Origin of the sequence: Jeotgalibacillus soli, assembly GCF_000829435.1 — a bacterium.
GTDB classification, from domain to species: domain Bacteria; phylum Bacillota; class Bacilli; order Bacillales; family Jeotgalibacillaceae; genus Jeotgalibacillus; species Jeotgalibacillus soli.
Genome location: NZ_JXRP01000013.1, coordinates 88,843 through 115,485, shown reverse-complemented (window position 1 = coordinate 115,485; position 26,643 = coordinate 88,843). Strand labels below are relative to the sequence as shown.

General features: G+C 39.9%; 21 protein-coding genes, 1 pseudogene and 2 riboswitches. Of the genes and pseudogenes, 7 read left to right on the top strand and 15 right to left on the bottom strand.

The window, feature by feature from the left end; all coding sequences use genetic code 11:
• The first annotated feature begins 202 nt into the window (after positions 1-202).
• Entirely contained in the window at positions 203-967 is a 765-nt protein-coding gene (locus KP78_RS07925; protein ID WP_041087869.1) for an aminoglycoside adenylyltransferase domain-containing protein, read from the top strand.
• 13 nt (positions 968-980) lie between these two features.
• Positions 981-1,610 (top strand): SOS response-associated peptidase, encoded by a 630-nt coding sequence (locus KP78_RS07920; protein ID WP_084219860.1) that lies wholly within the window; start codon positions 981-983, stop codon positions 1,608-1,610.
• A gap of 89 nt (positions 1,611-1,699) precedes the next feature.
• On the opposite strand, the gene KP78_RS07915 is transcribed toward KP78_RS07920, so the two are convergent.
• Both KP78_RS07915 and KP78_RS07910 read right to left on the bottom strand, forming a co-directional pair.
• Positions 1,700-3,019, bottom strand: coding sequence for a TrkH family potassium uptake protein (locus tag KP78_RS07915; protein WP_041087867.1), 1,320 nt, complete (start codon positions 3,017-3,019; stop codon positions 1,700-1,702).
• Between the two features lie 5 nt (positions 3,020-3,024).
• Positions 3,025-3,681 carry a potassium channel family protein gene (locus KP78_RS07910; protein ID WP_041087865.1) on the bottom strand — a complete coding sequence of 219 codons (657 nt, stop codon included), beginning with the start codon at positions 3,679-3,681 and terminating at the stop codon, positions 3,025-3,027.
• A gap of 116 nt (positions 3,682-3,797) precedes the next feature.
• Positions 3,798-3,950, bottom strand: a riboswitch (cyclic di-AMP (ydaO/yuaA leader).
• A 389-nt stretch (positions 3,951-4,339) separates the two neighbouring features.
• Between KP78_RS07910 and KP78_RS20950 the strand changes: the two genes are divergently transcribed.
• Positions 4,340-4,462, top strand: a complete 123-nt coding sequence (locus KP78_RS20950) for a hypothetical protein (protein ID WP_268747512.1) — start codon at positions 4,340-4,342, stop codon at positions 4,460-4,462.
• Positions 4,463-4,807: 345 nt separating this feature from the next.
• Positions 4,808-6,493 (top strand): adenine deaminase, encoded by a 1,686-nt coding sequence (ade, locus tag KP78_RS07905; protein WP_052474705.1) that lies wholly within the window; start codon positions 4,808-4,810, stop codon positions 6,491-6,493.
• 207 nt (positions 6,494-6,700) lie between these two features.
• On the opposite strand, the gene KP78_RS07900 is transcribed toward ade, so the two are convergent.
• The 4 genes from KP78_RS07900 to KP78_RS07880 form a co-directional block, all read right to left on the bottom strand.
• Entirely contained in the window at positions 6,701-8,179 is a 1,479-nt protein-coding gene (locus KP78_RS07900; RefSeq protein ID WP_041087863.1) for an amidase family protein, read from the bottom strand.
• A gap of 180 nt (positions 8,180-8,359) precedes the next feature.
• Complete coding sequence (locus KP78_RS07895) at positions 8,360-8,971, bottom strand: DUF4097 family beta strand repeat-containing protein (protein ID WP_041087861.1); 612 nt, start codon at positions 8,969-8,971, stop codon at positions 8,360-8,362.
• A gap of 70 nt (positions 8,972-9,041) precedes the next feature.
• Positions 9,042-9,281, bottom strand: a complete 240-nt coding sequence (locus KP78_RS07890) for a hypothetical protein (protein WP_041087859.1) — start codon at positions 9,279-9,281, stop codon at positions 9,042-9,044.
• 824 nt (positions 9,282-10,105) lie between these two features.
• A complete protein-coding gene (locus tag KP78_RS07880; protein WP_041087857.1) occupies positions 10,106-11,227 on the bottom strand; it encodes a DEAD/DEAH box helicase in 1,122 nt (373 codons plus the stop codon).
• Between the two features lie 326 nt (positions 11,228-11,553).
• On the opposite strand from KP78_RS07880, the pseudogene KP78_RS07875 reads away from it, so the two are divergent.
• Positions 11,554-12,178: pseudogene (locus tag KP78_RS07875) on the top strand (cation diffusion facilitator family transporter).
• A gap of 144 nt (positions 12,179-12,322) precedes the next feature.
• Here KP78_RS07875 and KP78_RS07870 read toward each other — a convergent pair.
• The 4 genes from KP78_RS07870 to KP78_RS07855 form a co-directional block, all read right to left on the bottom strand.
• A complete protein-coding gene (locus KP78_RS07870; protein WP_041087855.1) occupies positions 12,323-14,161 on the bottom strand; it encodes an ABC transporter ATP-binding protein in 1,839 nt (612 codons plus the stop codon).
• A complete protein-coding gene (locus KP78_RS07865) occupies positions 14,142-15,881 on the bottom strand; it encodes an ABC transporter ATP-binding protein (protein WP_041087853.1) in 1,740 nt (579 codons plus the stop codon). The genes KP78_RS07870 and KP78_RS07865 overlap by 20 nt, the downstream gene beginning before the upstream one ends.
• A gap of 187 nt (positions 15,882-16,068) precedes the next feature.
• Entirely contained in the window at positions 16,069-17,544 is a 1,476-nt protein-coding gene (locus tag KP78_RS07860) for a potassium/proton antiporter (protein WP_041087851.1), read from the bottom strand.
• Positions 17,545-17,771: 227 nt separating this feature from the next.
• Positions 17,772-18,299 carry a type 1 glutamine amidotransferase domain-containing protein gene (locus tag KP78_RS07855; protein ID WP_041087849.1) on the bottom strand — a complete coding sequence of 176 codons (528 nt, stop codon included), beginning with the start codon at positions 18,297-18,299 and terminating at the stop codon, positions 17,772-17,774.
• Positions 18,300-18,503: 204 nt separating this feature from the next.
• Between KP78_RS07855 and KP78_RS07850 the strand changes: the two genes are divergently transcribed.
• Together KP78_RS07850 and KP78_RS20945 are read left to right on the top strand one after the other, a co-directional pair.
• Entirely contained in the window at positions 18,504-18,794 is a 291-nt protein-coding gene (locus KP78_RS07850; protein ID WP_041087848.1) for a DUF6509 family protein, read from the top strand.
• A gap of 185 nt (positions 18,795-18,979) precedes the next feature.
• Positions 18,980-19,111: a hypothetical protein gene (locus KP78_RS20945; protein ID WP_268747511.1), complete on the top strand. Its 132-nt coding sequence runs from the start codon at positions 18,980-18,982 to the stop codon at positions 19,109-19,111.
• Between the two features lie 226 nt (positions 19,112-19,337).
• On the opposite strand, the gene KP78_RS07845 is transcribed toward KP78_RS20945, so the two are convergent.
• The 5 genes from KP78_RS07845 to KP78_RS07825 form a co-directional block, all read right to left on the bottom strand.
• Entirely contained in the window at positions 19,338-20,750 is a 1,413-nt protein-coding gene (locus tag KP78_RS07845; protein ID WP_422723700.1) for an alanine/glycine:cation symporter family protein, read from the bottom strand.
• Between the two features lie 421 nt (positions 20,751-21,171).
• Positions 21,172-21,864, bottom strand: coding sequence for a YqcI/YcgG family protein (locus KP78_RS07840; protein ID WP_084219869.1), 693 nt, complete (start codon positions 21,862-21,864; stop codon positions 21,172-21,174).
• Positions 21,865-22,280: 416 nt separating this feature from the next.
• A complete protein-coding gene (locus tag KP78_RS20615) occupies positions 22,281-22,424 on the bottom strand; it encodes a hypothetical protein (RefSeq protein WP_235420877.1) in 144 nt (47 codons plus the stop codon).
• Positions 22,425-22,933: 509 nt separating this feature from the next.
• On the bottom strand, positions 22,934-24,715 hold the full coding sequence (thiC, locus tag KP78_RS07830; protein WP_041087843.1) for a phosphomethylpyrimidine synthase ThiC: 1,782 nt from the start codon (positions 24,713-24,715) through the stop codon (positions 22,934-22,936).
• 133 nt (positions 24,716-24,848) lie between these two features.
• Positions 24,849-24,963, bottom strand: a riboswitch (TPP riboswitch).
• Between the two features lie 273 nt (positions 24,964-25,236).
• Positions 25,237-26,409 carry a DUF2515 family protein gene (locus KP78_RS07825; RefSeq protein ID WP_052474700.1) on the bottom strand — a complete coding sequence of 391 codons (1,173 nt, stop codon included), beginning with the start codon at positions 26,407-26,409 and terminating at the stop codon, positions 25,237-25,239.
• Positions 26,410-26,643 lie beyond the last annotated feature (234 nt).

Below are 26,643 nucleotides of genomic sequence, written 5' to 3'. Positions count from 1 at the left end.
AATTCCCTTAAAAAGTAAAAAGTATAATTTTTCAATATTATCGAATAACTATCCCTTCCTACTTTTTATTTACAATCGTATATTAGTTAAAGTCTATATTTTACTATGGTAAAATAAATCATACCGTATGATTCATAGAGCATCCTGCTTGAAAATATATATGCGATAAGACAAGTATTGTAGTAAAGGAGTTGACCAACGAATGAATGTTGATCAAATGCTGGAAGAACTGACAGACATTTTTGCTGAAGAATGCGGAGATTCTTTAACTGGTGTTTATCTGCATGGTTCTCTAGCCATGACCGGCTATCATATTAGCAGAAGTGATGTAGATTTAGTGGTTGTTGTGGAACAGGCTCCAACAAGTAAAATGAAGCATGCAATCATTGAACGTTTGCTTACCTATCCAAGAGTTCCATTAAGAGGAGTCGAAGTAAGCATCGTGCTGCATCAGCATACAAAGCTGATTCCTTACCCTACACCTTTTGAATTGCATTATAGCGAATCCTTGAGAAAACACTATGAGACTGTTCCCTACCGAGCACTTGATACAGACGTTGATTATGACTTGGTGGCTCATTTTATGATGATAAAAGAACGAGGTATCTGTCTATATGGTGAGCCGATCCCTGAAGTGTTTGGCTATGTATCTGAAGAGCGCTATTTAGATTCAATTTTACGAGATGTTGAAAATGTCAAAGAGGATATTTTAAAGGATCCGGTTTATTATGTATTAAATCTTTGCCGAATATTGTATTACGTTCAAGAAGGAGTCATATCCTCTAAGAAAGAAGCAGGAGAATGGGCAGTGAATCTACTGCCGGGAGCTTTTCACGAGCTGGTGGAGGAATGTCTTCTTGTTTACCGTGGCCAGCCTGCTCCGAGTGCATGGAACGAAGCATCACTAATCTTTTTTGCGACTTCCATGCTTCAAATGCTGCCTCCGGCAAGGAGCTTAAAGGAGTAGAGGAGAGGTTATTATGTGTGGACGATTTTCATTAGTAGAAGCGTTTGCTGATCTGCAGACCCATTTTCACTTTATTATGAGAGACGACTTTCATTATACGCCAAGTCAAAATATAACCCCTTCTCAGGACGTAATGGCGATTGTTGAAGTAAATGAACTTAGATATCCCGTCTCGTTTAAATGGGGACTCATCCCTTCCTTTGCACAGGACGCAAAAATCGGTTATAAAACGTTTAATGCCAGAGCAGAAACCGTGCATCAAAAACCGAGCTTTCGAAACGCATTTCAATCAAAACGCTGTATTATACCAGCCACTGCTTTTTATGAATGGCATAAAAAAACGCCAAAAATAAAACAGCCGTACAGAATTCATCCTGCTGAACACTCTGTATTCGCTTTTGCTGGGCTTTGGGAATCATGGCGAAATGGAGACAATCTCATACGCAGCTGTACCATCATTACAACAACACCAAACGATAAAATGTCGGCTGTTCATGATCGAATGCCGGTAATCTTACAGCCAGATGACTATACCGCATGGCTGTCAGCTCGATCGTCCAAAGAAGCATTGCAAGCTCTTCTTACACCGCTGCCTAGCAGTCAGCTGCAAATGGAGCCTGTTTCTCCTACTTTTTTTACATAAAATAAGCATTTCCATATATTCAATCCGGCAATAGCAAGAGAGCTGTTTTTACGCCATTTGTTGACGTAAAAACAGCTCTCTTGCTATTGTTATCCCGCCAATACATCACCTTTAGGAAATTTAATTTTACGTTTATCCGGACGCGTAATGGAGAAGACAAGTGTTAATGGACCAAGCTTCCCTGCAAACATGACGATAATAATGACTATTTTCCCAAAAACCGTCAATTTAGCTGTGATTCCCAACGATAACCCAACCGTTCCAAATGCGGACACAACTTCAAATAAGATTGTCAAAAAATTAACATCATGCTCTGTGTGCGTTAAGATAAATAAAGCACCGACGACCAGCAATACGCTGCTCATTGCAATGGCTAATGATTTAAAAATCAGCTCTTGTCTGATCTCTCGATTAAAGATCGTAAGCTCATGCTTGCTGCGGAAAAAAGCCAGCGTTGCAAGTAAAATAATAATGAATGTAGTGAGCTTGATTCCTCCGCCTGTTGAAGCGCTTCCTGCCCCAATAAACATTAGAACAATCATAAAAAAGATCGTTGCATCATCCAGACCCGTCAAATCAATTGTATTAAAGCCGGCTGTTCTCGGACTAACTGCTTGGAAATAGGATGCCCATAGCTTATCCTTCAAAGGAAGCGTCCCTATTGAATTCGGATTTTTCCATTCAGTAAAAAAGATAAAAAGCATTGCAACTGCATTGATAACAATAGTTCCCACAATCATTATTTTTGTATGAAGACTCCATTGACGAATTGTTTTGGAACGCCACATATCAACTAATACCGTAAAGCCTATTCCACCTAATATTAATAACCCTGAGATGACAAGATTGATGATTGGATTTCCTACATAAGCCACCAAATTATCAGGTAGCAGCCCAAACCCAGCGTTGTTAAAAGCTGATACAGCATGAAAAAGACTGAAATAAAGACCTTTCCATAACCCAAGCTCAGGCACCCAGACAGTGGATAATAAACCAATCGCAAAAAACTGAATGATAAAGGAAAAAACAGCTAAACGTATTGCTAGGCGGATAATGCCGCCTGCGTCATTTTGATTGAGTGATTGCTGAACAATTAACCGTCCTCTGTAACCAATCTTCCGTCCAAGCATTAGAAAAATAAGAACGGCAAATGTCATAATGCCTAACCCACCCAGCTGGATGAGTCCCAGAATAACAAACTGCCCAAAGAGTGTATAGACAGTCCCTGTGTCCACCACAACAAGACCCGTCACCGTAATAGCAGATACCGCTGTAAAAAGAGCATCGAGCCAGCTAATTGAAGTCGTATGTGCGATTGGCAATTTAAGAAGAAACGTGCCGATCAGGATGCTGACACCGAATAATCCAATTAATAATTGAGGTGGTGAGAATGAACGCTTCTTCTTCAAATGGGTTACACTCCTTGTTTTTCAAATCGATGCAAGCATCGATTTTCACCAATCACAATCAGTACATCCCCTACCAAAATTTTTTCTTCTGCTGTTGGAGAAATGATCATATCATGCGCGCGATAAATCCCAACGATGTTACAGCCAAATCGGTTACGAATATTAAGACCTGCAATCGATTTTCCGCAGATTTTAGGTGTCGCTTTAATTTCAACCATTGAATGGACATCGGAAAGTTCGATATAGTCTATGAAGTGATCAGATGTGAGTCGATGAGCGATCCTTGTAGCCATATCACGTTCTGGACGAATCACCCTTGTAGCGCCAATTTTTTCTAATACTTTTTGATGGTACAAGCTTGATGCTTTGACCCATATCTCTTTAACGCCCAAATCTGACAAGATAATGGTCGTTAGAATACTTGCTTCAATATTTTCCCCAAAAGACACCACGACTAAATCGAAATTGCGAATGCCTGCTTGCATAAGCAGCTGTTCATCCTGTGCATCCCCATGGATAACATGGGTGGCAATATCACTATAGCGATCCACAAGATCAGCATTTCGGTCCATTGCAAATACATCTGCACCAATCTCATGAAATGCCTCCACTAAATGCCCGCCAAAGCTGCCTAAACCTAATACAGCAAACTGTTTTTTCATGATGAATCATCATCCTTTTCTATTCCTATCTTACCTAATCACCATTGATTACATGTAAAATGAACAAAAAAACCACAAGGAAATGTCCTGTGGTCATCACTAACGGCTCACAAGTTTCATCCTCTCTTAACACGCTTGCGAAGTTAGCTGTCGGATTAGGACCATGAGAGTAGCCCCATCTTGCAGAAAACAAGATTTCACCCCTAGCCGAATATCGGCCTTAGTGGATCCTCCGCTTCCAAAACACAGGAATTAAGCGATCTAGAATGTTTATCATGAAAGCAATCATACTCCCCTCATAAGGTAGAGTAAAGAGGAAAATTAAAAATTTATTTCCCTTTTTTCCGCAAAAATATGACAAAAAATTCAAAATATTAATCTCAACTTTATACAATTTTTAGTAAACAAAAGGATAAAGCTTAGAAGCACAAATTCTCCTATAATAGTTAGGCCAGAAATTGATACAGGAAAAAACGGGTAGCAAATGATAGCTAAAACACCTGGTAAGGCGCATACCTATCATTTGACAATAAAATGGAATTTGACAAACGTTTTTGATCCATCAATTTATTAGTAGTATATTAGCCAGCGGGAAAAAGAATGTATAAGCAGATAATTCCCGCGCGTTTAATAAAGCGATCCATCTCATCAATGGATCATGATAAAGCGTAACTCTTTGCTTAACCATCCATATAAAAAAACAGCAAATATAATCGTGTCGGCTTTAATAGCAGCAGCTGCCGAGGGATCAACAGAAGATAAGCCAAGCCTTGATAATTAAAGTCCAATCGACATGCATCGTGAAAATAGAGACCAGATTAGCTAAATGCCCTTTAGTTATGAATCTTTCATTTTATCCAATTATTTTATGTTCATTGACATATGATTCACTCTAGTCTAAAATTCACAATTAACCATTTACACACTTCGAACGGAACAATATCAGCTTATAATCCCTTACCTTGTTGAAAGGCCGGCTCCGCATATGAAGTGTTTTTAAAATGATCCGTGGTCATAAATGGACACGGGCTTTTATGCTATTTTGAGAGGAGTCATCATATTGACAAAAATAACGCCGCCAACAAACAATGAGTTAGCCAGACGTATAGCTGTCGCTGCAAAAAGAATGCCTGCAGACCTAGTCATTAAAAACGCACAAATTATCAATGTATACACACTAGAAATCACATCCGGAGATATTGCCATTATTGATGGTGTCATTGCTGCCATTGGTGATTACAATGAAGGTCATGAAATAGTAGACGCCAAAGGACAGTTTGTCTCACCCGCCTTTATAGACGGACATATACATATCGAATCCTCGACACTTACACCCTCCGAATTTGCAAAGGTGATGCTGCCTCATGGTGTCACAACGATCATTACAGATCCACACGAAATTGCGAATGTACTAGGTACAAAAGGTCTTTCTTATATGCTTACAAATTCTGAGCATGCTCCAATGGATATATTCTTTGTCCTGCCTTCATGTGTTCCCTCCACTTCATTTGAACATTCAGGAGCCGTAATACGCGCACAGGATTTAGAGCCCTTTTACGAGCATCCGAGGGTCATTGGACTTGCTGAGGTAATGGATTATCCTGCTGTCATGAATGCAGACCCTGATATGATTAACAAGCTGCAGGCTGCACACCGCCATCACGCTAAAATAGACGGGCACCTTGCAGGGTTAACAACGACTGAAATTAACGGTTATTTAGCAGCTGGCATCCGTAATGACCATGAATGCGTAACGGCTGAAGAAGCACTTGAACGTGTAAGACTCGGAATGAGGGTAATGGTTCGACAAGGATCCGGCTCAAAAAACCTTCCTGAGCTGATTAAAGCCATCAACGAACGAAATGCACATCGTTTTTCATTTTGTACAGATGATAAACATCTAGATGAGCTTATAAATGAAGGCAGCATCAATCACTCCGTTAAAGAGGCCATAAGACTAGGATTGGATCCATTAATCGCTTATCAAATGGCTACATTAAATGTTGCCCAGGGCTATGATCTTCATGATCGCGGAGCCGTTTCCCCAGGGATGAAAGCCGATTTGCTCATAATAGACGACCTTAATCAAGTGAAAATTAATAAGGTCTTCAAGGATGGAAAATTAATCGCTGAAAATCAGAAACTAATAAATGAATGGGCCTATACAACCGAGCATTTGGAAGGCTGTATTGAATCAGTAAATATGCTGCCTCTTGATCAGTCACAAATTCAGATAAAGCCTGCTGAGTCGAAAGCAAATATCATCGAAATCATCCCAAACCAGATCATTACTCGCTATCTTAAAGAGACCGTTCCAACGGACCAGGAAGGATATTTCCTTCCATCAGCTGAGCATGATTTACAAAAGCTTGTGGTCGCTGAACGTCATCATTCCCTTGGCACTGTTGGAACTGGGATTGTGAAAGGCTTGAAGCTTACTGCCAACAGCGCCATTGCATCAACCGTCGCACACGACTCCCATAATATGATCACAGCAGGTACATCAGATGAAGCGATCCTACTCGCAATGAATCATTTAAAAGAAATTCAGGGAGGGCTTGTTGTCGTAAAAGATGCACAGATTGTCGGTCAAATGGAGCTGCAGCTTGCAGGTCTTATGTCGATAAAAAAATATGAAGCTGCTGCAAATGAAATGACTTCAGTCCATCATGGACTCGAGCTTGTATCACCGAATGCGGACTTTAATCACTTTTTATCACTTTCTTTTCTCGCCTTACCTGTAATTCCCTCACTGAAGCTAACGGACATGGGACTTTTTCATGTTGAATCCTTCAGTCATATAAACGTTTAGGAACCAAAAATGCTTCCAGGCTTTCCGGAAGCATTTTTCATTTGCTGAAATTATATCCAAATGAAACAATCAAAAAATATGAGTAGATCGATTTACCATTTCACCTGTTAAATTGAAGGAGTAAACGGATGCATATTGAATTTGTTCCTATCAATGATTCCATCCGATTAGGAAAATCCCACCGCGTTTCTATTATATTTATTCAGACTAAACATGGCTGCTTGGCATTTTCCGATGCTTTGTCGCCAGCTCAAAAGCATGTGCAATCGGAATTAACATCGGCTCGCTGAATGCCCCGCCTGTAAACGTAATACCGATCGGTTCATTTCTCTCAGAAAACCCTGCTGGTACGGCAATTGAAGGATATCCTGCCTTTGCCGGTAATTCCTCTCCATGATCATGAGGGGATAATAGAATATCAACCTGGTTCAGCTTCATCGCCTCGTCTAGTCCATTCTCTTTTGATGCTAAATGATCTTTTTGCAATGCAGCAAGGTATGCTTCCTCTGTCAATGTACCACTTGTCTTATTTGATTCTTCTAATACACTTTGGCCATATACTAACGCAAGCTCTTTATGGTTGAGATTAAAATTAATAATATCCTGCAACGATTGAATATTGCTGCGGGATCCATAATCTTGGAGATAGGCTTCTATCCCTACCTTAAACTCATGGATCAGCACCTGATTATTTAGTTGTTCACCGTGAGATGCCAGTATGATGTCCTCTACAATAATTGCACCGAGTGATTTAAGTTTTTCTACTGCTAGTTTAAAAATCTTCATTTGATCTTTTGTTGCTTCTGGATAATATTCATTATGCAAAAGGCCAATCCTTTTCCCTTTTATAGCATTCGTCTTTTGATCTTTCCAAATGAATGCTGTAGGCTCCGGCCATGGAGATGATCCAGTTGCAGGATCTCCAGGATCATGCCCTGTAATTGAAGCAAACGCAAGTGCTGCATCCTTCACCGTTATTCCAAATACACCTGCTGTATCCTGCGTATAGGAAATCGGAATAATCCCTGCTCTGCTGACTGTACCCACTGTTGGTTTTATACCGACCACCCCATTTTGGCATGCAGGGTTTAAAATCGATCCTGTGGTCTCTGTTCCGACAGCAAGCGGTGCAAAACCACAGGCTACAGCTGCTGCTGAACCAGAGCTTGAACCCCCAACATCAAATACACCAGGATTATAAGGATTTAACACCTGGCCTCCTCTTGAACTGTAGCCATTAGGCATTCGTTCAGACATAAAATTAGCCCATTCTGTCATATTTGTTTTTCCTAATATAACCATTCCAGCTATTCTTACTAATTGAACAAGATGAGCATCTTGCTTTGCACGATTTTCAGCTAAAGCTAATGAACCTGCACTAGTCGGCATATGATCAGCCGTACTAATATTATCCTTCAATAGAATTGGAACACCATGCAGCGGACTTCGGATAATCCCATTCTTGCGTTCTGCATCTAACATTCTTGCAATGCTTATCGCCTCTGGATTCAGTGTAGCTATCGCTCTTATGGATCGTCCTTTTTGATTATCTTCCATTATACGCGTCATATATAATCGAACGAGCTCTTCTGAGGTAAGATCACCATTTGTCATCGATTGACCTAACTCCTCTGTCGTAACATCAGCTAACCAATTAAGTCTATCTTCCAATCGCTGACCCTTCATTGATCTCTCCCCCTCCAAAAACATGTCTCTTCTTAAACGAAAACGATCCATCGATCTACCTGCTCATTCCTTTTCTTTCAATAGAGATGCATCCGAAAAGCTGTCAAAGTAAAAAGCCGAGGTGTGTAATTGCCCCAGCTTTCCGTTTATTTACACTATATACACTAACAAAACGTTTATTTACTCGTTCATAATTCCAAGGTCAAAGCCACCGGAAGAGGTCCGAACATCAATTAATGGTATTTCATTTCCAATAGAAGCCAAAACGTGATGATCTGTCATTGTTTCTACATTTAGGTTTGAAATGTTCACTTCACCCTCTCCAGAAGAACTTTGAAAATCAACAGAAAGAGCCTTAGGTCTATTATCAAGCTGTAAATCCACATTCCCGCTTGACGATGAAATAATATATTCATTGTCAAGGTTTTCCTGTAAAATGTCAATCCTTCCAGAAGAAGACTCAAGTGTTGCTTTTCCATTTACATGGTTTAATTCTATATCACCTGAACTAGTTGAGAGAGTAATAATGGGTAATTCGCTATCAAAAAGCACAATATCTCCGCTCGAAGCATCCACTGTCAGATTTTTTGTGTGAACTTCACTAAGCGATCCATCCCCGCTGCTTAATTTCATCTCTACACTATCTGCAGCTGTAATACCATCTAATGTAATATCTCCAGAAGTCGACACAAACGTTAAACGATCAGCTTTTAGGTCCGTTGTCTCCTGATCTGCAGATGAGGTCTTCACTTCAATTGATGAATAGGATTCAGCCGGTATCTCAACGGTCATGACCTCCTTCGATCAAAAGGCTTCGAAGGAAAATCCTCCTCCCAAAAAGCTGCTTCTTTTATGAACCGCTTTAATTTCTAGTGTCCCATTGTTTTTTTTTCAATTGAATTTCATATCGTTTTTGATCATTTTCACATACAGTACCTGAAAAAGCTGCAATGACGTCACTTTGTTCTCCCTCAATAACATTCAGATCAATCGAGGAGCTCTCAATCTTAATCTGCTGGATTGATTGACCACTCGCTGTTTGCGACTCACTTAACGGAACGGTTGCAAAAGATAAAATATCCTTAATTATCCATAAAATCAAAATGAATATTCCGATAGAAAGGATTGAGTAACGGACCTCCGCCGTATTTCACTCCCATCCTCCAGCTACATTTTTATTTGCACCCAAGTCAAGATGCCGTGCATCGGGATCAAATAATAAAAAACAAATTTTTTCACAACTTTTGCAAGTGATATGCCGGCTAACCAAACAGAGTATTTAGAATACATAAGTGCATTAATCATTGGAGGTGGATCATGCCTACGGAGAATAAAGCTATTTTTTTGTTATTAACGAATACTCACACATTTTTCACTCGCCTTATTCAATCTTTTACTCATGCAAAATACAACCATATATCAATTGCCTTTGACTCGGAGTTAAACGAACTGTATTCCTTTGGACGAAAAAGCTTGGTCTGGCCGCTTTTTTCGGGATTCAGACAGGAGGATATAAAGAATGGTCTTATATACGCCAATACTTCATGTATTTTTTAAAAATTGATGTGACAGAAAATGAATAGACGTCCGTCAGAAAAGCAGTCGATCGATTTAAATCGAATGAAGATCTTTATAAATACAATCTTATAGAACTAATAGGATTTTTAATAAATTGGGAAATCAAACGAAGTAACGCCTATTTTTGTTCTTAATTTGTGGCGACGGTACTTGTTGAAGGAAAATCACCTGTACGGTTAGGGGAACTGGGCTAACAGCTCCGCATGATTTTCTGGGGCTGCCAAATAAAAATATTTTATATGAATGACTACTAAATGAGTATAGTCAAATAGCATAAAAAAATGCATGACGCACGCATAATAATGGAAAATATCTTCCAAATTATGCGCATCATGCTTTTTATCTCTTTTATTGCTTCTCCAATTGCCAGTTTCCTCTGTATACAGTGACCTTCTCAAGTTCTACCCCTAGCTCTTTTGCATAGCGCTTTAGCTGCTTTTCTTCTTGCGGGGTTACAAGAGAGAGCACGGTGCCTGCTGCCCCCGCTCTTCCAGTTCTGCCAGACCGGTGAATATATTGTTCCAGATCTTCTGCAACATCCATATGAAGGATATGGGTGACATCGGCAATATCAAGACCTCTGGCTGCAACATCCGTCGCCAGCATTAACGGCACTTCACCTTTACGGAATTTTCTCATGGATGCGGCACGTTCTTCTTTATCAAGGTCACTATGCAGCGGAGCAATTTCCAAATTCTTATAGGTAAGCTTTTCAGCTGTAATGATTACGTCTCGCACTTCACGCAAAAATGCCAGTGTTTTCGCGCCTTCCATCGAAGACATACGGACAATGCGCCTCACCCAATCCATTTTATCTCTCGCTTCACAGACCATGAACTGATGCTTCACCTTACTTGATAGCGCAGCGGAACGATCCACACGAACGAGTGCTGGGTCCTTCATCAATAATCTTGCCTGGTTTTCAGTTTCTTGCGGGAGTGTTGCAGAGAACATAGCCAGCTGCCGCTGATCTGCCAGGGTGCTTTTAATTAAGTCATTTATGGCAGTTGTATGTTCCGGCAGGAAAAGCTGATCCACTTCATCAAGCACAACCGTCTTTACTTCATGCATTTTTAGCTTTTTCTGCTTAATTAGCTCAAGAATTCTCCCTGGTGTCCCGACAATGATATGCGGCTGCTTTTTCAGCTTTTCTAACTGCCTCTTTACATTCGCCCCGCCAATGATAGAGGTTGCTCTCACCCCGCTTGGCTTTCCCCAAGTTTGAATTACATCGAGAATTTGCATAGACAGCTCTTTTGATGGAGCTAAAATAACTGCCTGCGGCAAACGCTTCGTTACATCCATTCTTTCAATAAGAGGAATGGCATAAGCCAACGTCTTCCCTGTTCCTGTTGGTGATTCAGCGAGCACATCTCTTCCTTCTTGCATAAGAGGAATTACCTGCTCCTGTACAGCAGTCAGCTCACCAAAGCCAGCCTCCTGCCAAATCTCTTTCGTTCGATTCAACATCTATCGTCCACTCTCCGATCTCTCAACTCAAACGCCGTATTCTCTCATACAGCATCCCATCTCACCATTGTACCACCCTTTGACTGCCAGTGATAGTCGCTTTCGTTCGCTAAAGGGGTCAGGCCCCTTTAGCGAACGAAAGCCCCATCTACCTCCTGCTGTATATGGTTTTTTCCTGTTCTCTGGATAGAGGTGGTGCAGAGGTAATGCATGTTTACCGTATTTTGAGCGAACACTTTTAAATATAGGATAGGAATGATCTATCCGCTCTATTCATCATGTTTGATTAGAAGGGTGATTGAAAGAAAAACAACAGGTGGCACACTATGGGGGAATTTATTCGATTACTAAATAATGGTAATAAATCATCTTTTATGGCAGCCATCGTGAATACCATTATCTGGCTACTGAAGGCAGGTGCTTTCTTATTAACTGGTAATGTGGCCATGTTTGCGGAAATGATGCATTCGTTTGGAGACGCAGCAAATCAATTTTTTGTTTTTATCGGATCTCGTTTTTATGGAGGATTTAATCGCAACAATCGGCGGTATTTTAGCTATTCTGACCATCATTATTGCCCACTTTACTGATTTTCTTCAAATCGAAGGAATTGTCTCAATTATGATCGGATTAATGATGTTTTACGTGGTTGGCAGAGTATTTCTTGAAAATGCACGCGGTGCAATCGGGGAAACGGATGATGAAATGCGATTGCATATTGCTGGAATTGTACGAGCAGACCAGGCTGTAAGAGATATTCAACGACTAGGCGTCATAAAAGAAGGGGAACATCTCCATGTAGAGCTTGAAATAGAGATAGATCCAACACTGACAATCTCTGAAGCGGACGAAATAAAAGATCGTCTTGCCCTCCTTATCTATGCACAAAAAGGTGTTACCGATGTTATCATTGAATTCGACGAAGACGACCAGGTACTCGAATGGACATAAATCAGCCCGGAATAAATTGTACCGGGCTGTTCGTTCTATTGCTTTGATTTTTCTCTTTGTTCGCTGAAATAAAAATTATAACTCCTGTACACCGGAGTTTCCGAGCGCTTTAGTTCGTTGAAGGGGTCAGACCCCTTCAACGAACTAAAGCATTATTTTCCCCCGCAGCTGGCTGTTATGGAGTTCTGCGTAGAAGCCTTTTTGCTTGAGCAGTTCTTCATGGTTTCCTTGTTCAATCAGTTGGCCATTGTCTAGAACAAGGATTTGATCTGCGTTTTGAATGGTGTTCAGTCTGTGCGCAATGACGAAGCTTGTTCTTCCCTTCATTAACCGCTGAAGTGCCTCTTGAATTTTTATTTCTGTAATAGTATCAATACTACTAGTTGCTTCATCCATGACGAGGATTGAGGGATTTGCGAGAATTGCCCTAGCTATGGATAATAGCTGGCGCTGCCCTTGACTGATTCCCTGACCGTCAGCTTGAATAAGTGTGTCGAACTGCTTTGGCATCCTTCGAATGAATGTTGCCGCGTTCGCAAGCTCAGCCGCCTTCTCCACTTCTTCGTCCGAGGCATCTAATCGTCCGTACCGTATATTCTCCCGGATCGTCCCTTCAAACAGGAAAGAATCCTGCAGTACAAAGGCCATATGACGTCTGAAGCTTGATCTCTTAATCGTCGTAATATCCCTGTCATCAATAAAAACAACTCCTTCATTTGCATCATAAAAGCGTGAGAGCAAATTGATCATCGTTGTTTTCCCAGCGCCCGTAGGTCCTACAAATGCGATAGTTTCCCCTGGAGAAACGCTAAAGCTGATGTCAGAAACTGTGTCCTCTCCCTTCTCATAAGCAAATGACACATTTAAAAATTCCACTCGTCCATACAACTGGTCTATCTCAATCGCATTTTTTTCGTCCTTGCGCTCTTCTTCTTCATCCATAATGTCAAACACCCTCTCAGCACCAGCCACAGCGGAAAGCAGTGTATTAAACTGGTTGGCCAAGTCATTTAGAGGTCGTGTAAATTGCCTTGCATATTCTACAAAAATAACAATGACGCCAATCGAAATAGAACCATTTCCATTTAAAGCAAGTATTCCACCCACGAGCGCGATCATAGCAAAGCTGATGTTATTTAGAAAGTTCATCAATTTTGGAATAAATCCTGAAAAGGTTTGCGCCCAAAATCCAGCAAGCTTAAGACGGGCATTTCTCTCCTCAAATTGCTGAATAACCCTTTTTTCCTGGGAAAACATTTTGATAATGCGTTGTCCTGACATGGTTTCTTGAATATAACCGTTCAATTCCCCTAGATTACGCTGCTGCTCTTTAAATAATCGGCTCGTTCTCTTCGTAATCCACTTCATTCCAACATACATGGCTGGAATGATGAGCATGGTAATAAACGTCAACAGCGGACTTAAATAAAGCATTACACAGACGGTTCCGATCAAGGTCAGCACACTCGAAACAATTTGAATGACAGAGCTGTTTAACGTCGAGCTGACATTTTCCATATCATTGGTTACCCGGCTCATCAGCTCTCCATGCTGCCGCTTATCAAAAAAAGGAATGGGCAGCTTATGAAGATGATCAAAAAGATTTGTTCGCATTGTATAAACCGTATTTTGAGCAATGCGAATCATCCACGCTGCCTGAAACCAGGTAGACAATGAATGGATAATATAGATAATGGCTAGCACCCAAATTAGAGTAATCAAACCAGCAGGGTCTCTATTAACTATAAAATCATCGATCCCCATTCCTACAAGAAATGGGCCCAACAGCACCATGCTTGAGCTTATGGTGACCATTAGCAGGACAAGTATCAGCTTTCCTTTATTCAAGGCAAGAATATGCCATATCTTCTTTAACGTTCCACCAAAATCCTGTGCACTATTTTTTCCCTGCTTCCTTATTTCACCCAATTCCTCTAAAGTTCGGCGTTGATAACGAAACGGTTTAATGACCTCTTTCAACAAGCGTCAACGCCTCCTTTCCGACCTGGGATTCAACAATTTGCTGGTAAAGCTTAGACGATTTCAGCAATGACTGATGTGAACCTTGAGCAATAATCTCTCCATCATCAAGCAGCAGGACTTGATCTGATGCCATCGTCGTACTGATTTTTTGGGTAATCATGAGGGTCGTACACGAAAATTGACTCAATTCATCAAGCAGTCTTGCTTCCGTTTTCATATCCAATGCACTCGTACTGTCATCCATCAATAAAATGACCGGTTTTCGTACAAGCGCACGCGCAATCGACAGCCGCTGCTTTTGTCCGCCAGAAAGATTAACTCCCTTCTGCCCAACTACCGTATCATACTGCTTCGGCAATTTCATAATGGCTTCATGAATCTGAGCGCGGGCGGCTGCTTCTTTAATTTCGTCTAAAGTTGCATGCTCATTCCCCCACATGATATTGTCACGTACGGTTCCTGTGAACAGCATCGCTTCCTGGGGAACAAATCCAATTTGCTTGCGTAAATGCTCAAGTTTTATGAAACTATTCTCCCAGCCATCAATCAATATTTTTCCTTGATCAATATCATAAAGCCTAGGAATAAGCTGAAACAAAGTAGATTTTCCAGATCCGGTCGCTCCTAAAATTGAAACTCGTTCACCAGGATTAACATGAAAGGAAAGTTTTTTTATGATTTCCACTTCTGTACCAGGGTATGTAAAAGTAACATTTTGAAAAGAAATACTTCCTTCTGAAATAGTGTGTTCTTCACTTAATTCTTTATCAATGACATCAATTTCACTCCCAAGCACTTCACTCACTCTTTCACCCGAAGCCTTAGCGCGCGAAAACACCATGATAATCATCGTTACAATGGAAAGAGCACCAGTCATTCTCGTTGCATAATTGACAACGGCCACAACATCCCCAACACTTGCCTGACCTGCAGATACCTCAACACTGCCAAACCACAGAATGAATAAAATACTTGCATTCATCAGCAGCAAGATAATAGGCATGGTGACCTCGACGAGTCGAAAAGCAGATACCGTTTTCTCCATCAACGCTCCGCTTGATTGTTTAAAACGCGTTACTTCATGGTTTTCCCTCAAAAAAGCTCTGATTAGACGAATTCCTGCCAGGTTTTCCTGCATCACATTATTTACATGGTCGACTCGTCGCTGAACCGCTTTAAATAATGCTCCCGCTTTTCTCATAATGAGCACTAAAAAGAGGACTAAAAGAGGCACTGCGATCACTAACACAAGTGCAAGACCCGGACTTACAAAAAAAGCCATAATGACACTGCCGATGACTAAAAGAGGCGCACGCATCATAATGCGTAAACTCATAAACACGGTATTTTGAAGCATGGTTACATCATTTGTTAGTCTGGTGATTAATGAAGAGGTAGGAAACTGACTAAAATTTGTAAATGAAAAGGCCTGTACCTTGTCATAAAGAGATTTTCGAACGTCAAAGCCAAAGCTCTGGCTAACATGAGAGGAGTAAAAGGAGTTCACGACCCCTGAAAAAAAAGCGATAAATGAACAACCAATTAACACACCTCCCCAAAGCAGGACCACCGATAAATCTTCTTTAAGAATTCCCTCATCTATAATATGAGCAATAAGTAAGGGCTGGATGAGTTCAACCGTGAGCTCTATTAGCATTAAAAAAAGTGCAATGATAATCGCCAAACGGTATGGCGTTAAAAATGAGAGTATTCGGCGCATTTAAACCCGGTCTCCTTTTTAGAGCAATCAATTAATAGGCTAACATTCTGATTTTTCATTATAATAATTTGCAACTCAAAATAGTTACTTTAAAACTTTACCATATATCAGGAATATTTTACAGATGAGGTATTTAGCCCTGTCCATGAAAAAATGCTCTCTGCACAAAACAGAAAGCATCTAATCATTATACAATTTCTTGTTCTTTTTGAGGCTCAATTTTTTTCTGATTGAATTTCATTTTCACAAGGTCCCGGCTTCTTTTTTTCGTTAACACATAAAGAGTATCTCCCTCTTCAATTAGCGTTTGACCTGTTGGAGTAACAATTTCCTGGTCACGTATAATGGCTGTAATTAGCGTGTCATCGGGCAGCACAAGATCAATAAGAGATTGTCCTGCGACAGTTGAACCTTTTGGTATCGTCACTTCAATCATCTCTGAATCTGTCTTCCCTAATGTAACAAGTTCAAGACTATAGTTACTTGACGGTAATTCCTCACCTGTTAATCCAAGGCGCTTACCAATCCATGAGAGTGAGCCTCCTTGAACAAGAGCTGAAATAATGACCACGAAAAAGACTGCGTTAAAGATTAATTCCGAATTGGGAATGCCTGCTATTATGGGATAGGTCGCTAACACAATTGGTACAGCACCCTTAAGACCAGACCATGATATAAACACTTTTTCTTTCAAGCTGTATCTCATTCCAAGCATACTGAGAAAAACGCCGATCGGACGTGCAACGACCATCAAAATAATTGCAAGGATGACCCCTTCCCAAATGATACCAATTAATTGTTCAGGGAATACAAGCAGACCCAATAAGATGAACATGACAATTTGCATCATCCAAGCAAAGCCTTCGTTAAATCGCAATATCGAAAAGCGATATGTTAAATCAGCATTCCCAACTACTACCGCCATCACGTAAACAGCTAATAGTCCACTGCCGTTTGCATAGGTTGTAATGGCGTATGTAAGAACAGCGAATGAAAGGGCTAAAACTGGATATAATCCAGAAGAATCTAGATTGATTCGATTAATGATTTCGACTGTAAGCTTACCAAATAGCAAACCAAGTATAAGCCCAATTCCCATTTGGAGAAAAAAATCACCAATTAAATTTAATACAGATGTGTCAGGAAATTGAATAAGTTCAATAAACATGATTGTCAGGAAAACAGCCATTGGATCGTTTGTGCCAGACTCCGCTTCAAGCGTAGATGTGAGCCTTTGCTTAATATTTTTATTTCCCAGTACCGAGAAAACGGCTGCTGCATCCGTGGAGCCAACGATCGCACCAAACAGCATTCCTTCAAGCCACGTTAAATCTAAAATAAACGTCGCTGCTACGCCTATGACCCCCGAAGTAACCACAACCCCAACTGTTGCAAGAGACGAAGCGGCGCCTAGTATGGGGCGCATACTGTGCCATTTTGTTTGGGTTCCACCTTCAAACAAAATAATAACTAAGGCGAGAATCCCGATCAACTGGGTGAAACGTGCATTTTCGAAATAGACAAATTCACTTAAAATCATTCCTACGATTAAGAAAAATACAAGGGAAGGCAGGCCCAAGCGAGAGGAAAATTTAGTGGCCAGTACTCCAATAATAAGCATCGAAGACATTAATAGAATCAATCCATCAATTGTAAACCCCACAGGCTCACTCCTTTTCAAATTCTTATTCTAAGTATAGCAAAAACATTTTCGCTTTACTGAAATAAAGCCCAGAAGCTTTACCTTAAGAGATTCACTTGGTTCTATAAGGAGAGAGCATATTATAAAGGAAATAGAATAGACTATAACATTGCAAAGGAAAATCATACACGATTTGTTCTTTATAAAAAGTGCATGGTGTATGATTCACCATGCACTGCTTCTTCATTTTATTTTTGATTTGCTAAAGCATCAGCGAATGCTTTTGCATAAGGTGGCAAATCAGGCGGTCGGCGACTAGAAATAATATGTCCATCCACCACTACTGGTTCATCATGCCAGGTCGCACCTGCGTTTACCATATCGTCCTTTATTCCAGGAGTGCTTGTTACTTGACGTCCTTTAAGTATTCCAGCTGAAATCAATACCCATCCGGCATGACAAATTTGACCGATTGGTTTCTGTGCTTTATCCATTTTACGCACCATTTCAAGCACTTCCGGATAGCGTCGCAGTTTGTCCGGCGCCCATCCGCCCGGAACTAAAATGGCATCGTAGTCCGCTGCCTTAATTTCATTGAACGCATAATCAGATTGGGCTGGTACACCATACTTACCGATGTAGGTCTCACCTTTTTTTTCACCGACTAGATGAACGACAGCACCCTCTTCCTGTAATCTCATAACAGGGTACCAAAGCTCTAAATCTTCAAAATCAGGACTCACAAGTGCAATAATTTTTTTCTCTTTTAATCTCATGCTATCCACCTCCTTTTGTGATTGTATCATTGAATGAGAAATAATTTCATGAAATAAGGAAGAAAGGAGAACCTTGAAAAATGAAAATTCTAGGACATATCTTTGAAACAAGATTGATTTGAATTCTCTTTGTACTATTCAAAAAAAATGATTTATCTTATTTTTTCTGTATAATGGTCTTATAAGACAAGAGAGGAAGACGATATGATAAATATTACTAATTACACAATTGAAACACTGAATGATCCATTTGGAATTTTAACTGGGGATCGTTATGAATATCTTCTTGACATTGAAGTTCCTGAGGATGACGAGCTTTATACGGAGAGTGGAATTATGATAAAAGTACTCTACCGTGTTGAAGATCAAGTCGCAAGCCTAATAAAATATGACCTCATTGATCGAGAAACTTCACAAGTGTTGGATTTTGAATTGGAAGAGGATGAGTTGGCCATGATTGAATCCTTTTGCAAAGAACATTTGCCTGCAGAATAACCTTTTCAATAAGAACGATACTACCTACCGCTCTCAATTTATTATGAGAGTGGTTTTTTCAATTTTCCACAGAAAAGGACATAAAATCATTTTTTGTTAGAAAATTCACATCAAATTGAACAAATGAATAATACAGCTCAACAGGTTGCTGAAAAATCGGTCACGTCACCGAAACAGTAACGAACATGACGCATATAGCTCGTGAGACCAATGATCATTCAACCAGCGTTAGTGCAGCAGCGCAAGAAACGCTCGCCTCAATGGAAGAAGTTATTACATCAGCAGCTGCTCTTGCCGACATGGCAGAGGAGCTTTAAGACGCCATAAAGCAATTTACACTGCCGGAAGCACAAGTTGGACATAAAGAAATGGAAGAAAACGAGTATAGTGATGTGAACAAAGAAATACAAGGATAATCATATCTGACACCTGCCCTGTCTCTTTTATAGGAGGGGGGGCATTTATACAGCAGCCATCGAAAAAAATTTGAGTTTCTATGAAAAAGACAGAAACCTTATTCGGTTTCTGTCCCATGTTCAAATCCTATGAGGCATTTTCTTTTTCGTTTTCTTTCTTATATCCGTCTTCCCAATACTCGGCATTTTTAATGCCCATTTTTGTGGAGTTAAAAACAGGATCAAGCCCTTGTTTTTTCTGTTCTTCGTAATCCTTAAGAACACGAAGTGCAGGCTTAGCCAAAATAAGAATAGCAATTAGGTTTAGCCATACCATCAAGCCAAGGCCAATATCCCCTAACACCCAAGCTACTGCTGCTGTTCTGACTGCTCCATAATAGGTAGCTCCTAAAATGACAAACTTCAGAAGCAGCATCGCCCACTTTTTATTTCTTTCACCCATTAAGTAAACGACATTTGTTTCTGCCATATAGTAATAAGCCATAATCGTTGTAAAAGCAAAGAAAAATAATGCGATTGCGACAAAGCTTGCGCCAAACCCTGGAAGAACAGATTCAATGGCTGCCTGTGTATAGTAAGGACCAGCTTCGACATCCCCAAGATTATTCACAAGAGAGGTACCATCAGGGGCCTCAGTATTATACATGCCTGTAAAAAGAATCATAAAAGCAGTCGCTGAACAAACCAGCAGCGTATCAATATAAACAGAGAAGGCCTGTACAAGTCCTTGTTTTGCGGGATGTGATACTTCTGCTGCCGCTGCAGCATGTGGACCTGTTCCTTGACCAGCTTCATTTGAGTAAATTCCTCGTCGTACACCCCAGGCAATTGCAGAACCAAGAATTCCACCAAATATTGAATTCGCCCCAAAAGCGCTACTTATTATAAGTGAAAATACAGCTGGGACCTCAGTAATATTTACCGCCATAATAATTAATGCAATAAGGACATACCCAATCGCCATAAAAGGCACGACAATTTGAGCGACATTCACAATTCGTTTAACTCCGCCAAAAATAATAAAAGCTAATAAAGCTACTAATATGATACCTGTAATGACTGGATCAATACCAAATGCGTTGTCCATTCCTTGTGCAATTGAATTTGATTGGATACCCGGCATTAAAAGAGCCATCGCAAGAAGTGCAGCGAATGCAAAAATCACGGCAAACCATTTCCACCCAATCCCTTTTTCAATATAATAGGCCGGGCCACCACGATACAGACCATCCTGCTTCACCTTATACACCTGAGCCAATGTTGACTCAATAAACGCACTTGCTGCACCAATAAAAGCAATCGTCCACATCCAAAATACGGCTCCTGGTCCCCCAAAAGCAATTGCCGTTGCAACCCCGGCAATATTACCTGTACCAACACGACCAGAAAGTGCTAGCGTTAATGCCTGAAAGGAAGATACCCCTGCTGACGAGCCTTTTCCTTCATACATAAGCTTGATCATGTCTTTAAAATGACGCACCTGTAAAAAACGAGTCAGGATCGAGAATAATAATCCAACTCCCAAACAAAAAATCAGCATTGGTGTACTCCAAAGTAAACCACTAAACCAGCCTAAAAAATCCTCCAAATAAAGCCCCCCTTAATTCTGAAAATTAAATCTACTCAAAATTATAATTTAAAAATAGAGGTTTAACAACATTTTTTTTAAAATAATCAATCTCTCATATAGAAATTGTATAAAAAAAGCATTTTTTATTATTTTTGTAAGAAGAACCCTAAAAATAAATCCTTTTATTTACTTTTTATTAAAAATTAGATAGCGTTTTCATTTTAAAAATTAGAAAAATTCTATAAAATTAATTATAAAAATTCCTCACATAGTTATGTAATGTTAAACTTATTTGTCCAAATTCAATATTTGTAAATATCCTCCAAAAGAAGCCTCTCAATTTATGAAAGACTTCATGATTTGACCATCGTATTATCTAATTTTCAGGACTTTAGCCATCCTTATGATGAAAAGGGCATTTACCTTTGATCGGCTCACTATCATCTCCAATAAAAAATTGCTTCCATTCATTATGTGTTGGATCACCGTAATGACTGATGTCAGGATGCTTCGGGAGCTGATCCCACTTCTCTACACGCTCCCTGACCTTCTCTCTGGACATGATGCCTCCCTTTTCAGTTCCTTTTAGCCCTTCAAAAATCACTCTGGGCTGAAAACCAAGTATTAGACTATTCCCCAAATGTCTCGTTTTTCTCTGTTTGTACGCAGGAGCATTGCCAAAAACAAAAATTGGTTCACCATTAAAATGAAAATCCCATAGGAAATGTTCAGGGTCTTTGGGATGATCCTCCGGCCATGGCTTCTCATCATGCTCATGAAGGTACTGAAGAATTTCCCAAAATTGTTTTCTGTAATCGTCCAAGACGCCCTCCCTTTCAAATGGTTCCACAAAAACAAATAATCCATGCCGAGTAAATGGCGGCTCCTCAAACAGCGCTAAAAAAGCTTCGACTGCTTTCGGCAAATTTGACCAATCGTCTTGTGAAATATATGCATATCTGAGCTCGCCTTTATTTTCAGCCTTCATGCCAAAATAACAAGGGAATGTTGGATCCGTGACCGTTCGATGAAAGGTAGCGTATTCCTTTACGACCCAATCAGGTAAAGCCTTATCATTTTGCATATCTTCCTTTGTTAAAAGTGTTGAGCTAGTCAGTATCAATCACATCGCCCCCATTAGAATTCTTCTCTTATGTTAGCTACCCCTCAATTAATTGTATAAACCCCGTAAATGAAATATAACAGCCCCTAACTAGCAGAAACTGTTATATTTCTTTATTTGACTTTCATTCTTATTTTTTCTTCAATCCACGGCGGATAGGAATTTAGCTTAATGCTCAATGGATTAACAAAAGACTCTTCCGGCAGCTTTAATCCATGAACATCTATATCCTCCATAGACCTGTAAGAGCTTCCCCCCGAATGTTTCGCTTTTAAACGATCATGACAATAATTAATCATAATGCGGATTAGCCATGTTTTAGCAAATGCTGGGTCCCGCAGAGTCTGAATAGAACGATAAGCTCGATAAGTTACTTCCTATATGGCTTCAAGTGCTTCTTCTTCATTTTTTAAATACGCTAAGGCCGTTTTATATAAAGCAATCTTATGGGTGTGGAGGATTTCTAAAAAAGCTGTATCATCTTCAGCAATTGTTTCTTTTATCCTCTTGTCATCTGCCAACGTCTGACACTCCTTCCGATCAAGGCACTTCCTAATTATTAGACTGAGAAGCTGCATAAAAAGTTTTCTTTTTTCAAAAAGACTTTGTTAAACTAGCTTGTTGATTTCCGCTTCAGACGTTCGCATTCCGCTCCAATCAATATAGTGAGAAGGCTAACAATTTTCTTTAACACGGCCTTCAAAAATGATAAAACTAGATGCTATCAGTATAGTAGATCGATAATTTAGGATTAAATGTTATGCAGTTTTTTTGTACAGTTTATATAAAAAAACAACCGCCATAAGTCTAATTAGACTTATAACGGCTGCCTTGAAATCCTACCAGTTCAAACTCTCAACCAATTGGCATTTAATGCATTCCTGACTGTGAATATGTCTCGTAAATTCATGAGCACAATTGTGTTGCAAGCTTTTTAACTCTTTTTCTAATTGATCAAGTTGATTCTGCAGCTGAAAGATATCATTTTTAATCTGAATCGCGCGGTTCATCGAATGCTCCTCTCCAGCTTTTATTGATAAATTTCCCCGCCAGTTTTTCTAAATTCTTCTGCTTTTTCTTTCATTCCCTCATCAATAACCTCTCCAAAGCCAAGTCCCTTTTCCTTTGCCAGATCGCGAATATCCTGAGAAATTCTCATCGAACAGAACTTCGGACCGCACATTGAACAGAAATGAGCTGTTTTCGCTCCTTCTGCCGGCAGTGTTTCATCATGATACTCAATGGCTCTTTCAGGATCAAGAGACAGGTTGAACTGGTCTCTCCAGCGGAATTCAAATCTTGCTTTCGATAGAGCATCATCGCGCTTTTGAGCACCTGGATGACCTTTCGCCAAATCAGCAGCATGTGCGGCAATTTTATACGTAATAACACCTGTACGTACATCCTCTTTATTTGGCAGTCCAAGATGCTCCTTTGGTGTCACATAGCAAAGCATTGCCGTTCCAAACCAGCCGATCATTGCAGCGCCAATCGCAGACGTAATATGATCATAGCCAGGCGCAATATCAGTTGTTAAAGGACCCAATGTATAGAATGGAGCTTCTTTACAAATCTCAAGCTGTTTGTCCATATTTTCTTTGATCAAATGCATAGGAACATGTCCCGGTCCTTCCACCATCACCTGAACATCATGCTCCCAAGCAATCTTCGTCAGCTCACCCAATGTCTCAAGCTCAGCAAACTGCGCTTCATCGTTCGCATCTGCAATAGATCCTGGACGAAGTCCATCTCCCAATGAGAATGAAACATCATACGCTTTCATAATTTCGCAGATTTCTTCAAAATGTGTATAAAGGAAATTCTCCTGGTGGTGAGCAAGACACCACTGAGCCAAAATGGAACCGCCTCTTGATACAATCCCAGTCACACGTTTAGCGGTCAACGGGATATAGCGCATAAGCACACCAGCGTGAATGGTAAAATAATCAACGCCTTGTTCAGCCTGCTCAATTAGTGTGTCGCGATATACTTCCCAGGTTAGATCTTCTGCCACACCGTTCACTTTTTCAAGTGCTTGATAAATCGGTACTGTGCCAACCGGTACTGGTGAATTTCGAATCAGCCACTCTCTTGTAGTGTGTATATTTTTACCGGTTGAAAGATCCATAATGTTATCTGCTCCCCATCTGGTCGCCCATGTCATCTTTTCAACCTCCTGTTCGATGGAGGAAGTGACAGCGGAATTTCCAATGTTCGCATTAATTTTCACATGGAAATTCCGACCAATAATCATTGGTTCACTTTCTGGATGGTTAATATTTGAAGGAATGATCGCACGTCCTCTAGCTACTTCATCACGCACAAATTCAGGCTCGACATTTTCACGAATCGCAATGAATTCCATCTCAGGCGTAATAATCCCTTTGCGTGCGTAATGCAACTGCGTAACATTTTTTCCTTTTTTAGCACGGAGCGGATTTCGTTCAAGTGCTGGAAACACTTCTAAATTAGCACGCGGGTCATCTTTTTTATAGCCATTATCCTCTGGTTTTATATCACGACCTGTGTATTCTTCAACATCTTCTCTTTCCAGTACCCAATGTCGTCGTATCGGTTCAAGACCTTTGCGAATATCAACGGTTTGATCGACATCCGTATAAGGACCGCTCGTATCATATACACGCAAAGGAGGATTTTCCTCATCTCCAAAAGCTCCTGTCGTTGGACTAAGCTTTATTTCACGCATTGGTACCTTCAAATCTTGTCTTGAGCCCTCGACATATACTTTTTTGCTTCCTGAAAAGCTGGACATAATTGAAACGTTCATGTCATTTAATGAATTGTTCATCATGATTTCATTCTCTCCTTTTTAAGTTGATTAAAAAGGACAAAATCTAATCCATTTTACGCACGAAAAAGCCGGGTCTTTTATTAAAGACCCGGCTGCCGTTAGCATAACTATATAAATGACCGTACGCCATTTATCAAGTAGATTCTAACTTCCCCACGCTGGTATGAACCAGATCAGGTCCTGAGGGTTAAGAAACTTTCACGCGTTTCTCTCTCAGCCCAACTGATTGGACACCCCTAGTTCTGAATATTCAAATTGTACAAGTTCACTATAAAGCACTTATTTATAAATGTAAACAGCTTTTCTAACAAAATCAGCGGATGAACGTTTCATTTTATCCTTTCCAGCCTAGTTTACAATTAACGCTTTGTAAGCATTATCGGCACATATATTGGAGTTATTTTTATACCTAAAAAGTAATATTTGATTTTCCTACTTTATACTATCCCATTAATTATCCAAACCAAGAAAAAGCAGCACGCACGTTGAGCCCTTTGTGTGAGATAAGAATCAATCTTTTATTAGATCAGATTCTTCCCTTTCTCCAAAACGCTGGCACCTGCTTGTATTTTTCCAATTGATTTATAATATTCAAGCGTAATTTCAAACTTTTTTGGTCGCTTTACTCGTGAGAAATGGAGAAAGACATTCTCATCGTTGTACCAATCGATATTCTCGATAAATGTATGATTTACAGTATCCCAAGCTTCTGCTAAATATGGACTATATATTTGGGAACCTGACTTTTCTGCCGTGAATACATGCGGCCAATAGTCAGCACGTGAGCCTGTGTGCGGTACAGCGTCCACAAACCTCATTACATCCCTAAAAACGGACGGTAACTCAAATAACATTGCGTAAAGTCGTTTTCCCAGTTCGATTCTTTTCTCCACAGGAGCAAAATGGCTTACATTCAATCCGATCAGCCCCACCTTTTCGGCAGAGGATCGATAAGGAAACATGACATTTGTAAAATGAAACATTTCCTGTCCTTCAAAAAACACGGAATTGAACACATTCGTTATAAAATAATCATCTTGGACAAGACGTTTTTCAATATATTGCTGTTCATTGATAATGAGCGAGATGGTTAAAAGCTGTGAATCCTGCTCTTGTAAAAAAGAATCCCATACCGGCTTCATAAAAATTGAAACATCAAAATACTGAAGCAGATGAAAATAGTTTCGCTGATCCGTTTTACTTCTTTCATACAAAAGCAGCTGCGGGTAGGCATCATGAAAAATAAAAGCATTGGCACTCTCCAGAAACATAAAAAAATCCGATTTTACTTTGGCAGAGAGGATATTTGTTAATAAACTCCCCTTTAGATCGGTCATGTTCCAGCCGCCGTTTCGCGATACCAAATGAGCAAGCATTGCCCAATGAATTTCTGGATGATTCCGATAAAAAGAAACATACGCTTCTGTTCGTGTAACATTGTTTATATTTTCTTTTTCAGTCTTATTTTTAATCACTCTCACAAGCTCTTGTTCTTCTGGCAACATTGAGTTGACGGGTTTACTTCCCGATAAAATCTTTAATTCATCCTTCCATTCCCTTATCATTTCTTCATTTATTTCACGCTGAGAAAACGCCTTTAGCTCGTAAAAGCATTTGGCAAATCTATTGGAACTAAGATGAAAGATGTGAAATGGAAACTGTGCTGTTTTTTGCAAAGAAGAAAAGAAACTCATGATCGCTCCGTCCTACCTTCATATTTTAATTACAATTCCCCCCTTATTTTTCACCAGCAGAAATTAAAATAAACGCTTTTTTTCTTTCTGGAAATTTTATCAGAATATTATTAATATTTATACTTTCTAAATGTTTTTATTTTTTCTCATAAGATATATTGACTTTTTCCCTGTATGTTATAGAATAAATCCTTAATTTCAAAAATAAATAATTATCTGATAATAGTAAAGGAG

Bases quoted from the DNA above. Each gene is read 5' to 3' on its own strand.
- KP78_RS07900 (WP_041087863.1), bottom strand. From the start codon at position 8,179: ATGAAGGGTCAGCGATTGGAAGATAGACTTAATTGGTTAGCTGATGTT.
- KP78_RS07855 (WP_041087849.1), bottom strand. From the start codon at position 18,299: ATGAGATTAAAAGAGAAAAAAATTATTGCACTTGTGAGTCCTGATTTT.
- KP78_RS07910 (WP_041087865.1), bottom strand. From the start codon at position 3,681: ATGAAAAAACAGTTTGCTGTATTAGGTTTAGGCAGCTTTGGCGGGCAT.
- KP78_RS07850 (WP_041087848.1), top strand. From the start codon at position 18,504: ATGATAAATATTACTAATTACACAATTGAAACACTGAATGATCCATTT.
- KP78_RS07920 (WP_084219860.1), top strand. From the start codon at position 981: ATGTGTGGACGATTTTCATTAGTAGAAGCGTTTGCTGATCTGCAGACC.
- ade (WP_052474705.1), top strand. From the start codon at position 4,808: ATGCCTGCAGACCTAGTCATTAAAAACGCACAAATTATCAATGTATAC.
- KP78_RS07845 (WP_422723700.1), bottom strand. From the start codon at position 20,750: ATGCTGATTTTTTGTTTGGGAGTTGGATTATTATTCTCGATCCTGACT.
- KP78_RS07825 (WP_052474700.1), bottom strand. From the start codon at position 26,409: ATGAGTTTCTTTTCTTCTTTGCAAAAAACAGCACAGTTTCCATTTCAC.
- thiC (WP_041087843.1), bottom strand. From the start codon at position 24,715: ATGATGAACAATTCATTAAATGACATGAACGTTTCAATTATGTCCAGC.
- KP78_RS07880 (WP_041087857.1), bottom strand. From the start codon at position 11,227: ATGTTGAATCGAACGAAAGAGATTTGGCAGGAGGCTGGCTTTGGTGAG.
- KP78_RS07895 (WP_041087861.1), bottom strand. From the start codon at position 8,971: ATGACCGTTGAGATACCGGCTGAATCCTATTCATCAATTGAAGTGAAG.
- KP78_RS07865 (WP_041087853.1), bottom strand. From the start codon at position 15,881: ATGCGCCGAATACTCTCATTTTTAACGCCATACCGTTTGGCGATTATC.
- KP78_RS20950 (WP_268747512.1), top strand. From the start codon at position 4,340: ATGATAAAGCGTAACTCTTTGCTTAACCATCCATATAAAAAAACAGCA.
- KP78_RS07925 (WP_041087869.1), top strand. From the start codon at position 203: ATGAATGTTGATCAAATGCTGGAAGAACTGACAGACATTTTTGCTGAA.
- KP78_RS07840 (WP_084219869.1), bottom strand. From the start codon at position 21,864: ATGCAAAATGATAAGGCTTTACCTGATTGGGTCGTAAAGGAATACGCT.
- KP78_RS20945 (WP_268747511.1), top strand. From the start codon at position 18,980: ATGACGCATATAGCTCGTGAGACCAATGATCATTCAACCAGCGTTAGT.